Below are 12,235 nucleotides of genomic sequence, written 5' to 3' on the forward strand. Positions count from 1 at the left end.
ATCTTCATAAGCAATGACTCACTTATCCAAGCGAGTAAGCCACTAAAGGCTTACTCACCCACAGGTGCAACCTCTCTTGCTTCTGCCAATTCCTCAGCGTGCAAAAACTGCGTATGCGCGGGTGCGCGCTTGGTACGTGACCATTCATCGAGCATGTCTCTCTTAATCTCTTCGGTAATCATAGACACTTTGTCTTCTGAGGTCGGATCGTCATAAGTTAGCTCTAAGCGATGGCCATTGGGATCAAAGAAATAGATAGAATGGAAAATGCCATGGTTGGTAACGCCGATAACATCAACTCCGCCATCCTCTAATTGCTTCTTAGCCGCTATCAAAGTATCGCGGTCTTTTACTTTCAGCGCTAAATGCTGAACCCAGTTGGGTGTATTAGGATCAAAGCCCATTTCAGGCTGATTAGGCACTTCAAAAAATGCCAGCACATTGCCATTACCAGCATCTAAAAAGATATGCATATAAGGGTCAAAGGCTTTGGTAGAAGGTACATGGTCTTCAGCAAAGGCTAAAATAAAATTCATGTTTAAGTGCTTTTGATACCATTCGACGGTTTCTTTGGCGTCTTTGCAGCGATAGGCTACGTGATGGATTTTTTCAATTTCAAAACTCATATCAAACTCCTTTTGATAGGGCGTGCTATTGATAGGGCTGCTAATGGCTAATGGGGCGATTAACAGCTCATATTTACTATTTGCAGGCTAATACTGTATATAAACGCTATTTATCAAAATCAAAATTCAGCGCAGGTAATACTTTGCCACGTACTTCACCAAAGCCGATGCGAACACCGTCTTTTTCGCTATAACCTTTCATAATCACAGTGTCACCATCTTCGATAAAGCTACGCATCTCGCCACCTTTGAGGGTGACTGGTTTGGTCGCATTCCATGCAATCTCAAGCATCGAACCATAAGAGTCAGGTGTAGGTCCCGAAATCGTCCCTGAACCCATCATATCGCCAACTTCCACTTTACAACCCGTAATGGTGTGATGGGTCAGTTGCTGTGCCATCGACCAGTACATATGCTTAAAGTTAGTCTCACAAACGACAGTGGCTTCATCGCTGTTTTCAGGTAATAGCTCTACTGATAGATTAATATCATAGCTGTTATTGGGCTCTTTTTCATTGAGATAAGCCAGCGGCTTTGGCTCTTGGGCTGGGCATGGGGTTCTAAAAGGGGCTAAGGCATCCATAGTTACAATCCAAGGCGATACCTCAGAAGCAAAGGTTTTGGCATTAAACGGGCCGAGCGGTACATATTCCCATTTTTGAATATCGCGAGCTGACCAGTCGTTGAGCAGTACCATGCCAAAGATATGCTCGATAGCAGCATCGACGGCAATCGGTTGACCGATATTATTGCCTTGACCGACAACGAAAGCGGTTTCAAGCTCAAAATCCAAACGCTGACAGGCTGAGAATACAGGGCGCGCATCAGCATTGGGTTTTAGCTGACCTGATGGGCGTACTACATCGTCCCCACTGACGATGACGGTGCTGGCACGTCCGTTATAGCCAACGGGCATCTCAGTCCAGTTCGGCAGTAAGGCATTACTTGGATCACGGAACATAGTACCGACGTTGGTCGCGTGCTCTTTAGAGGAGTAAAAATCGGTAAAGCCTGGTACTCGTACAGGTAAGTGCAAGGTGACGTCAGCTTGCTGGAACAATGCCTTGCTCATCAAGTCTTGGTTCTCACTTAAATCTTTATTATCAGTAGAGAGTAGGGTTTGGATAGTTTTGCGTGCTGTCGTCCAATTATCACGGCCAGAGTCAATAAAGGCGTTCAGCGTTGAATGGTCAAAATAAGGCCCGCCGTCTAAGCTCAGTAAGCCCTCTGATTCAAGCACGGATAAATCTAATACCCGCTCGCCAATAGCTACGCCTGCGCGGCGTTGACCCTCGGCTGTTTCACTAAAGATGCCATAAGGCAGATTATGAATTGAGAAGTCAGAATCTTGAGCGACATCGATAAAAGAGGTGAGGTTTTTGTCAATCATTGACATAGAATGCTCCTTGCTGAATATGGATTTGAAAGTATTAAAATAATAGGATAGTGAATTACGTTATATATAATTACTTACGTATAATGTAATTTACCAAACTATAGATTGCAAGCACTTTTATAAATGTTGTACATAAAACAGTTTTATAGTTGATACTAAATAAAACAGGTACCTATCATTCTCATTTTTAAAACCAATCGACTATACATAAAATAAAACAGGCACAAAAAAAGGCTGAGACTGGCTCAACCTTTTTAATTTATCTATCTTTTGCCAAACATTAAACCTGTTTGCTTAGTTCTTTCGTTTAGTTTCTCAGCTGCTTAGTCTTTTAGGACATCCGCCATAGCATTGGCTACATAATCGATATTATTGGTGTTCAATCCTGCCACACACATACGTGAGTTAGATATCATATAAATACTATACTCACTTTTTAGGCGCTCGACTTGCTCAGGGGTCAGACCAGTAAAGCTAAACATACCGTTTTGACGGGTAATATAATCGAAGTTGCGGTTCGGAATTTTGGCCTCTAACACTGATTTGAGCTTTAGGCGCATGGCTTTGATACGGTCACGCATCGCATAGACTTCACCGATCCATTGCTCGTGCAACGCGGCATCGTTCATAACGATATCGACCACATGACCACCATGTGAGGGCGGGCTTGAGTAGATACGACGTACCATCGAGTTTAGCTGACCGAAGACGCGCTCGGCTTCATCTGTCGTTGGGCAAACCACTGATAGACCACCAACTCGCTCGCCATATAGCGATAAGTTTTTGGAAAACGAGTTACTGACGAACAAGGGCAGACCCATATCTACCGCTTTACGGATAGCATAAGCATCGCTATCCATGTCCTCGCCAAAGCCTTGATAGGCGATGTCCATAAAGGGAATCAGCTCATGCTCTTGAATGACATTTAATACGGTATCCCATTGCGCATGGGTCAAATCTAGTCCCGTTGGGTTATGGCAGCACGGGTGGAGCAAAATCACATCGTCTTTATTTAACGTTGCAAAAAATGCAATCATCTCGTCGAATCTGAGGCCACCCGTTGCGGTGTCGTAGTACGGGTATTTACCGACTTCTACATCAGAGCCTTCAAATATAGCGATATGGTTGCCCCACGTTGGGTCGCTAACGTAGCACTTAGATTGCGGGAACCATTCATTGATAAACTCTGCCCCAATCTTCAGAGCGCCTGAGCCGCCGATAGTGGCGATAGTCGCAACTAAGCCGTCTTTTAGAACCTGAGCATCTTTACCGAACAGCAAATCTTGACAGCCTTTGCGATGTCCTGGCAGGCCTGCCATAGGCAGGTATGGACGTGCAGAAATCGAGTCAGCGATACGCTTTTCTGCGGTTTTTACGCAATCAAGCACAGGCATCACGCCATTTTCATCATAATAAATGCCGATACCTAAATTGATTTTATTAGGATTTTCATCTGCCAAAAATTTTTCTACCAATCCCAAGATAGGATCACCAGCATAATAATCGATACGTTCAAACATGTTGCTTCCTTGTTTTCTTTATACAGCAAAATATAAATCGAGCCGCCAAAAATCATAGAGCAAATTGACGACGAACTCAATATTAGATTCAGTTATCTTTGACAATAAGTGAAATAATTCATGAAATAATGAGCCGTTTTTATCGTACTTTAAGGTTTTAAAATGCACTCAACCACCGTGTAGACAGTACTTAAGCATATTATAAGCCATCTTTATAAATCATCACTGCAAGTTATTGCTGTAAGTCGTCGAAGTGATCAGAAAAATAGCGCTGCAAAAATTCCCTAAAGGCGATAGTGGCAGGCGATAAGGCGCGCGACGAACGCTGATAGATAAAGAACTGCCGCATTTTTCTCGGTTGTGCTAATGGTCGCATCTGTAAACCATTGGCGCTGACCCAGTCAATGACCTCAGGCATATAGGGCAGACACAAAGTAATGCCAAAGCCTTGGCGAGTCATCTCAAGAGCGGTGGACATAAAGTTGACCTTGTAGCGCGCCTGCTGGACATGGCTTGCCACATCGTCAGCGAGCTCGGCGGTGACTTGCTCCAAAAAAGGCCCTTGTAGGGTAATAAGCGGGCTATGTAACAGATCCTGCCAAGTGATTGCAGATTTTTTTGCTAGTGGATGCCGCTCAGGTATCACCACGCAAAAGGGCAGCTGATATAACAAATCGGCTTTGATGTCATCCTCGGTGTCTATAAATCCAAGCTCAGTGCCAACGCCTAAGTCCACTTCAATATCTTGAATATGTTTGAGTAAATTCTCAGCCGAGCAGTCCAATAACGACACGCTAATATCGGGATAGTGTTTGGCAAATTGCGCAATCACCGCTGGCATGGAGGACGCGGCAAACTGCGATACCGCAAGTCTCACGTTGCCTTGCGCCAAGCTGGTTAAGCTACTGGCCTCGTTTTCGAACAATTGCATCTCATTTAAGATACGCCGCGCTTGTGGTAGTAAATGATGCCCCACGACGGATAAAGACAGCTGGCGCGTAGTGCGATCGAACAATACTACACCGAGGTTTGATTCTAACTCTTTAATCAAGCCGCTGACCGCTGATTGAGTCAAATGCATCTGGTCGCTGGCACGAGTAAAGCTACCGTTGTCAGCGACTTTAATAAAAGCGTTTAATTGGCGAATGCTGATATTCATAAGTAAACCTGATAAATAAATCATAAAAAACAATTAGTCTTATAAATAAAGCTACTCTACTATAAATACAACGTCAATAAGAATTATTGATTTACAGCATTTTATACCACCAATTGAAATTAAGGATGATGACAATGTCAGAGTTAAAGGCAGATTTATTTGACAACCCAATGGGCCTAAACGGATTTGATTTTGTTGAATTCGCCTCACCTCAGCCTGATACCGTTGAAGCTTTGTTCAAACAGCTTGGCTTTACTCATGTCGCCAATCACCGCTCAAAAGACGTGGCGCTATACCGTCAAGGTGATATCAATCTTATCTTGAACCGCGAACCAAAAAGCCAAGCCAGCTACTTCGTTGAAGAGCATGGCGCTGGTGCTTGCAGTATGGGTTTTCGCGTTCGCGATGCCAAAAAAGCTTATGAGCGTGCTATTGAAATGGGCGCACAGCCTGTTGATGTTCCAACTGGCGTAATGGAGCTGAGACTACCTGCTATCAAGGGTATCGGCGGCTCATTGATCTATCTTATCGACCGTTATAAAGATGGCGAATCTATCTACGATGTCGATTTTGAATTTTTTGCTGATATCGATAGAAGCCCTGTTGGCCACGGCTTTAAAGTCATCGACCACTTAACCCATAACGTCTATCGCGGTCGCATGGCTTATTGGGCAAACTTTTATGAGCGTATCTTTAATTTCCGAGAAATCCGCTTTTTCGATATCAAAGGCGAATACACAGGCCTGACCAGTAAGGCTATGACCGCACCTGACGGTAAAATTCGTATCCCGTTGAATGAAGAGTCAAAGCAGGGCGGCGGTCAAATAGAAGAGTATTTGATGCATTTCAATGGCGAAGGTATACAGCACATTGCCTTGGCCAGTGATGACTTGTTTGCCAGTATTGATAAGCTAAGAGCCGCTGGTATTCCGTTAATGACAGCACCAAATGATACCTATTACAAGATGCTTGATGAGCGTCTCCCTGGCCATGGCGAAAATATCTCTGATTTGCAAATGCGTGGCATCTTATTAGACGGTACAACAGAGAGTGGCACGCCGCGTCTGCTGCTACAGATTTTCTCTGAAACTATCTTGGGCAGCCCAGTTTTCTTTGAGTTTATCCAGCGTAAAGGTGATTACGAAGAAGGTTTTGGCGAAGGTAACTTCAAAGCTTTGTTTGAATCCATCGAGCGCGATCAAGTTCGCCGCGGCGCGGTTGGTCAGTCAGAAACTGAAACACCGTAATTAAAGTGCTGAACGGGCAGGACAAAAGGAGTTCGTCCTGTCCCTATTAATCTGTTGTTTATAACCTATTGCTATTGATAGCGTTGTTTTAATGACGGTTGCTAAACCCTAAATAGGGTTGGAGATGACCCGTAATAAAAGGAAGAGGGGCATGGAACGTCCATTATCTAACATGATTCAGCAGACAGTTAGCGCCAATAGTGCGCTTACTGCTAAAGCATCTGCGCACCACAATTCTACTCATAATGTTTCTACTCCCAGTGTCTCTGCTCAAAAGCATGCAGCTGATAAAAAGCAGCCCTACGTATCGCGTCAGCCAGATGAGCACGGTCATATTGGTTATAGCGCTGATGATAATATGATGTGGCAGACGCTGCTTGAGCGTCAAGCCGTACAAATCCCTAATCGTGCCTGTTCGGCTTATCTAGAGGGCTTAGAGAAGCTACAGCTGCCTACGACTTATATTCCTCAGCTCTCTGATATCGATGAAGCGCTGCAAGCTACCACAGGCTGGCAGACTGCGGCGGTGCCTGCGCTGATCAGCTTTGGTAAGTTTTTTAAGCTATTGGCTAATAAGTCCTTTCCCGTAGCTACCTTTATTCGCCGCTTTGAGGACATGAACTATATCGAAGAGCCTGATATATTTCACGAAATCGTCGGACATTGTCCACTGCTGACCCATCCTGCATTTGCCGCTTTTAATGAGACTTATGGCAAGCTAGGACTGGACGCTAGTAAAGAGGAGCGATGGTTTTTGGCGCGTCTTTATTGGTTTACCATTGAGTTTGGTCTCATGGGCGCGACCAAAGACACTCGTAGAATTTATGGTGGTGGCATTTTGAGCTCACCTTTTGAGACTGTCTATGCCCTAAGCGATGAACCCGAATGCCGAGCATTTGATTTGGTTGACGTCTTGCGCACTCCTTATCGTATTGACCAAGTCCAACCTATTTATTATGCCATTGATGACTTAGATACCTTATTTGATATCGTAAATAGCGATATCATGGGCGCGGTAAAAAAAGCCATGAATTTAGGCTTGTATGCAGCCACTTATGCTGAGTAATAGCGATTAAAGAAAGTACGTGCAAAATAAATTAACCCTTAAATAACTATCACTACAGAAAAATAAAACAAGGAAATTATTATGTCTGCATTATCACAAGCCAGCTGTGAAGTCTGCCGTATCGGCGCGCCAAAAGTTACCGATTTGGAGGCTCAAGAGCTGATGCAACAAATCCCTGACTGGTCACTTATTGAAGTGGATGGCATCCAGCAGTTAGAGCGTCACTATAAATTTAAGAACTTCGTAAAGGCGATGGCATTTGCCAATCAATTGGCTGAAGTTGCTGAAGCCGAAGGCCATCATCCCGGTATGTTGGTTGAATGGGGTAAAGTGACGGTTACATGGTGGTCGCACAGTATCAAGGGTCTACACAAAAATGATTTTGTGATGGCGGCGAAGACTGATGCTTTGCTCAATTAATAAGGTGCTAAGTTTTTCAGAAGTGATTATTTTTAAAACGCTTATTTTAGAAAGATTCACAGCTCTTGAATCATTGCCATTTATTGTTAGATCTTTTATCCATTCGTTTTTAATGATTTAAGCCTCTATTTTAGAGCTTTAATAAAAACAGGCCACATAAGGATGTGTCATGCCGCCGCAAGTACTTACCGAGTTATCTCCTAAATTAGCCTTTATCATTGCCAGCGTAGTCATCGCGATTATGGGTGTCACCATGATCGGTTTTGGCTGGGTGCCGCACCTATCATTAATGCTTGCTATTGCCATTTTGCTCGCTCTAGGTATGTTCAAGGGCTTAAGCTTTGAGAAGATGCAGGAACAAATGTCATCTGGCGTTGTCAGTGGTATTGGTGCGATCTATTTATTGTTCTTTATTGGTTTGCTAGTTGCCGCGCTTATGATGTCAGGCGCTATTCCTACTATTATGTACTATGGCTTTGAGCTGATCTCGCCACAGTATTATTATATTTCCGCCTTTGTCTTGACCTCGATTATTGGGATTGCCTTGGGCAGTAGTCTGACTACGGCTGCGACCATCGGTGTGGCATTTATTGGTATGAGTAATGCCTTTGACGCCAATGTCGCTATCGCTGCAGGGGCTATCGTTTCAGGTGCGTTCTTTGCTGATAAAATGTCGCCACTCTCAGATACTTGTACGCTAGCGTCTTCTGTTGTGGGTATCGATTTATTCGAGCACATTCGCAATATGATGTATACCACAGTACCCGCGTGGCTTATCACCGCAGGGCTATTTTGGTTCTTCTCAGGGCAAGCAGGTACAGGCAATTTAGACCAAGTGACTTTGTTGCAGTCGCAGTTAGTAGATAGCGGCTTAGTCCATGGTTATTCTGTCATACCGTTTATCGTGCTAGTCGTCTTAGCGCTTTGTCGAGTGAATGCCATTTATACCATTATTTACACGATTGCCAGCGCTTTGATTATTACTTATTTACATAGTATGCCGAGTATTGGACAGTTGGGCGGCTATATGTTTGGTGGCTATGCGCCTGCTGAAAACTTGGCTCTTGGCGAAGTAGGCGGTATGATTTCACGTGGTGGTATGCAGAGCATGTTCTTCACCCAGACCATTGTGATATTGGCATTAAGTTTGGGTGGTCTACTGCGAGCTTTGGGTGTATTACCAGCACTATTGTTAGGTATCAAAGATATGCTGACCAGCTCAGGTCGTGCCATCTTTGCCGCCGCTATGGCAGCCCTTAGCATCAACGTGTTAATCGGTGAGCAGTACTTAAGTATTCTATTGTCAGGTACAGCCTTTCGCCCGACGTTTGAGCGCTTAGACTTACATCCTAAAAACTTATCGCGCACCATTGAAGATGCAGGTACGGTCATCAACCCACTGGTGCCGTGGAGCGTATGCGGGGTGTTTATCAGCCAAGCGCTAGGAGTACCAGTGCTCGACTATCTGCCCTATGCGTTCTTCTGTTACTTATCTCTACTGCTAACGATAGTGTTTGGTTTTACTGGAATAACGATTACCCGTAAAGATGGCAGCAACGTGCGTAAGTACCAAAAAGCACAATCCGCTCATTAATAAGTCGATATGGCAGAGAGCTTATACAGCGTTAAGAAGTACTCTACATTAAGCGCTAACGATAAGGGGTTGTGTTTTTAGAAGCCATGAAAATGATGGACAAAGTAACAGCGCAAGCTGACAGTACTATAGAAAATATTAACCACATCACCTAAGAAAATCAGGCTTCACACTTTAGCTCTATACGCTATATAAGTAATAGCATATAGGGCTTTTTTGACTTATTAAAATGAATTAAACCTATAAGGATTTCTACACATCATCGATATTCTAAATACTAAAATATTGAGGTTTTTACTACCTAGCAATCAATAAACCCACGGTAACCTCAAAACAATAGTCATCTTTGATAACAATATTAACCTCCCCTTTATGAGCAGTAGCGATGGTCTGAACGATAGACAGCCCTAGACCTGAGCCTGAATGGTGCTGGCTGGTCTTGTCATGACGATAAAAGCGCTCAAACAATCGATCTGCTTCGCTTTGGTTTAAAGGTTTTTGTAGATAATTAGTAAAAGTTATCTCTAGCCAAGATTGATTCGAGGTTTGAGTATTACCCTTGTCATTCTTAAACAAACTATTAGTATTAACAGGAGTTTTTGAAGTATTAATAGTAGCTGATATCGTGATAACGCTGTGACTAGTGGCATAGTAGATGGCGTTGGACAGTAGATTAGCAAATAATCTTTGCAGTAAACCCTCATTACCTAATACTGCACTGAACTCACCTGATTTCTCAAAAGTTATCCCACGATCCTCGGCAATCATTTCAAAGTAATCTAGTAGCTTGTTGATTAGGCTCTCAGTATCTACAGTAGTCACTTGCGAATCACTCAGTCCTTTTTGTGTTTTTGCTAGCAGCAGCATGTTATTAATCATCGCCGATAACTGTTCTAAGGTATTATGCTGATGATGCAATTGCTCAATGTATTCCGCTTCTTCTCTAGGCTTATTCAACATGACTTGCGTTTGCGTACTTAACGTCGCTATGGGCGTGCGCAGCTCATGAGCGATATTATCTGAAAATCGAGATAAGGATTCAAAATTGCTTTCAAGCTTAGCTATCATTGAATTATAGGACTCGGCTAAGGGTCTTAGCTCTAATGGCATATCACTAACGGTTACTCTTTCGCCCAATCTTTCAGGGTTAATACTCTTCATCTTCTGAATAATCGTTGATAAAGGCGCAAATCCCCAATAGACGCTCAACGCTGCTATTGACACCAACAGCAAGGTAATAGCAAATAAAATCATACTCAGCTGACGATTGAACTGCAATAAATACTGATGATGCACGTCGATGGGCAAGGCGATAAGGGCAAGCATATTATCGTCTTCGATGACCATAGCCCGATAACTTCGGTCACTGATATTGATCACAAACTGTCTATCATCATTATTTTGCCGCAAGGATAATAGATTGAAACTGCCACTTAACTCATCAGCAAAGATATTTGGAGTGCTCGATAGCAATCGTCCCTCTTTATCAGCAATGACAGTTTTTAAGTCGTAATCTAGCCAAGCAGAATGTAGATGATCATCATTTTTCGTGGCTATGGTAGGCAGCAGATTTGAAGGAGCTTGCGAGCGAAATTGTTGTTGAGTATTTGATGGACTTTGAGTTTCGGGTAGGGTCTGAGAGGCTATTTGGTTATCCACCTCTGTTACGCGCTTACGTAGGTTGAAGGCTGCGTGGGTGATAATCTCAGCATCCATCTGCTCAAAATGCCCTTTGACAGAGCGCTGTACCCAGATATAAATGATGACCTGAGAGATGACGACGAAGATTGTTAGTAATAACACGGTACGCCACAATAAAGGCAAGCGCCGATTATCAAAAGCTCCTCTCATCTTATTAGCAGTCATGTTCATGAGTATCAGCGTCAACAGAATCTAAACGATAGCCCATGCCGCGCACCGTATGAATGAGCTTGGTCTGATAACCATCATCGATCTTTAGTCGTAGTCGTCTAACGGCCACATCGATCACATTAGTATCGCTATCGAAGTTTATATCCCATACTTGTGAGGCAATGACTGAGCGTGGCAATACTTCACCGCGGCGCTCTAGCATGAATTGTAGTAAGGAGAACTCTTTTGCCGTCAGTTTGATAGGTGCGTCATCTCTGTGTACAGTGCGCTTGGCAATGTCCATTTTGAGATCCGCTATTTGCATCAGCGTACTTTTATAATCGGCTTGATTAGCACGGCGCAGCAAGCTTTTTATACGCACGACTAATTCTGCAAAGGCAAAAGGCTTGGTCAGATAATCATCACCGCCAATCTCAATCCCCTTAATCTTGTCATCCAAATCATCTTTCGCTGTTAGAAATAATACTGGCGTATGCTTGCCCGCCGCTCGGTAATTACGTACTAGCTCAAAACCACTAACATCAGGCAGCATAACATCCATGAGTATCACGCTAAATTCTTCAGTCATCATAGCATGGTAGCCATCTAAGCCTGTTAGCTGGTGGTCGACAATGAAGCCTGCTTCGCTTAAACCTTTTTTTATATATTCGCCAAGTTTTAACTCATCTTCTACTAGTAGTACTTTCATAATAATCCTTTAATGTAATTATGGCTTTTTAATGCTCGAATTGACATAAGTGACAAAATGGACTGGTGTCTGACAAAGATGTCACGTGCTCGTCAGCAAACGGTCAGTATTCATTTGCTACTCTATATCCATAGTACATAGCGGCTCATTCATGATACGAGTAGCTACTATGAATTATTCCTACAGATCATTAATTTTGATATTCAATAATTTATTAAGGGTTTTATATGAAAAGTTATCTTTCATTCAAAAAAGTAGTACTGCTGTCTGCTTCAATGCTCATTGGTATGTCAGCGGCTAATGCACATACGACCAATCTAAGTACTTCGATTATCGACAACTGCGATAACGTTACTAAGTTTGCCAGGAATCTAGACCACAATAATGCGCAAATCTCTGATGCGCAAATGAAAAGTTATATTGATGCACGAGTCGCTTGTCAGGTTCAACATCAAGACCAGCATTTACAATCTGAAAAATACTTTATCAATAAGTATGGTAGTCAGAGTAATCGCAGCTCTGATGCTATATTAAAGGAATACGTGCAGCATTAAAATTCAAATGTATAAAGATGACAAGATTGTAATCTTAGCGTCATCTAGCAGTCAGAATCACTATTGTATTATCTAGACTGGTCCAACGTCTTT

The 12,235-nt window shown here is 43.0% G+C and carries 11 protein-coding genes; 5 read left to right on the top strand and 6 right to left on the bottom strand.

Annotated features, from left to right (window positions below):
- Positions 1 to 50: 50 nt before the first annotated feature.
- The 4 genes from Q9G97_RS05120 to Q9G97_RS05135 form a co-directional block, all read right to left on the bottom strand.
- Positions 51 to 626, bottom strand: a complete 576-nt coding sequence (locus tag Q9G97_RS05120; RefSeq protein WP_201572892.1) for a VOC family protein — start codon at positions 624 to 626, stop codon at positions 51 to 53.
- Between the two features lie 106 nt (positions 627 to 732).
- On the bottom strand, positions 733 to 2,022 hold the full coding sequence (gene fahA, locus Q9G97_RS05125) for a fumarylacetoacetase (RefSeq protein ID WP_305899978.1): 1,290 nt from the start codon (positions 2,020 to 2,022) through the stop codon (positions 733 to 735).
- A 323-nt stretch (positions 2,023 to 2,345) separates the two neighbouring features.
- The gene (locus Q9G97_RS05130) at positions 2,346 to 3,542 is read right to left on the bottom strand and encodes an amino acid aminotransferase (protein ID WP_305899979.1); all 1,197 of its coding nucleotides are present in this window, start codon (positions 3,540 to 3,542) and stop codon (positions 2,346 to 2,348) included.
- Between the two features lie 232 nt (positions 3,543 to 3,774).
- Entirely contained in the window at positions 3,775 to 4,701 is a 927-nt protein-coding gene (locus Q9G97_RS05135; RefSeq protein WP_305899980.1) for a LysR family transcriptional regulator, read from the bottom strand.
- 134 nt (positions 4,702 to 4,835) lie between these two features.
- Between Q9G97_RS05135 and hppD the strand changes: the two genes are divergently transcribed.
- The 4 genes from hppD to nhaC all read left to right on the top strand — a co-directional run bounded on the left by hppD (position 4,836) and on the right by nhaC (position 9,028).
- Entirely contained in the window at positions 4,836 to 5,948 is a 1,113-nt protein-coding gene (gene hppD, locus Q9G97_RS05140) for a 4-hydroxyphenylpyruvate dioxygenase (protein WP_305899981.1), read from the top strand.
- Between the two features lie 151 nt (positions 5,949 to 6,099).
- Positions 6,100 to 7,014 (top strand): phenylalanine 4-monooxygenase, encoded by a 915-nt coding sequence (phhA, locus tag Q9G97_RS05145; RefSeq protein ID WP_305899982.1) that lies wholly within the window; start codon positions 6,100 to 6,102, stop codon positions 7,012 to 7,014.
- Between the two features lie 81 nt (positions 7,015 to 7,095).
- The gene (locus Q9G97_RS05150) at positions 7,096 to 7,434 is read left to right on the top strand and encodes a 4a-hydroxytetrahydrobiopterin dehydratase (RefSeq protein WP_305899983.1); all 339 of its coding nucleotides are present in this window, start codon (positions 7,096 to 7,098) and stop codon (positions 7,432 to 7,434) included.
- 169 nt (positions 7,435 to 7,603) lie between these two features.
- On the top strand, positions 7,604 to 9,028 hold the full coding sequence (nhaC, locus tag Q9G97_RS05155; protein ID WP_305899984.1) for a Na+/H+ antiporter NhaC: 1,425 nt from the start codon (positions 7,604 to 7,606) through the stop codon (positions 9,026 to 9,028).
- A 297-nt stretch (positions 9,029 to 9,325) separates the two neighbouring features.
- Here the strand turns inward: nhaC and Q9G97_RS05160 are convergent, their stop codons facing one another.
- Both Q9G97_RS05160 and Q9G97_RS05165 read right to left on the bottom strand, forming a co-directional pair.
- A complete protein-coding gene (locus Q9G97_RS05160; RefSeq protein ID WP_371747931.1) occupies positions 9,326 to 10,879 on the bottom strand; it encodes an ATP-binding protein in 1,554 nt (517 codons plus the stop codon).
- Between the two features lie 4 nt (positions 10,880 to 10,883).
- The gene (locus tag Q9G97_RS05165) at positions 10,884 to 11,588 is read right to left on the bottom strand and encodes a heavy metal response regulator transcription factor (RefSeq protein WP_305899986.1); all 705 of its coding nucleotides are present in this window, start codon (positions 11,586 to 11,588) and stop codon (positions 10,884 to 10,886) included.
- A 227-nt stretch (positions 11,589 to 11,815) separates the two neighbouring features.
- Here Q9G97_RS05165 and Q9G97_RS05170 point away from each other — a divergent pair, with 227 nt between their 5' ends.
- Positions 11,816 to 12,142 carry a hypothetical protein gene (locus Q9G97_RS05170; protein ID WP_305899987.1) on the top strand — a complete coding sequence of 109 codons (327 nt, stop codon included), beginning with the start codon at positions 11,816 to 11,818 and terminating at the stop codon, positions 12,140 to 12,142.
- The last annotated feature ends 93 nt before the right edge of the window (positions 12,143 to 12,235 follow it).

The organism is Psychrobacter sp. M13 (assembly GCF_030718935.1).
GTDB lineage: Bacteria > Pseudomonadota > Gammaproteobacteria > Pseudomonadales > Moraxellaceae > Psychrobacter > Psychrobacter immobilis_G.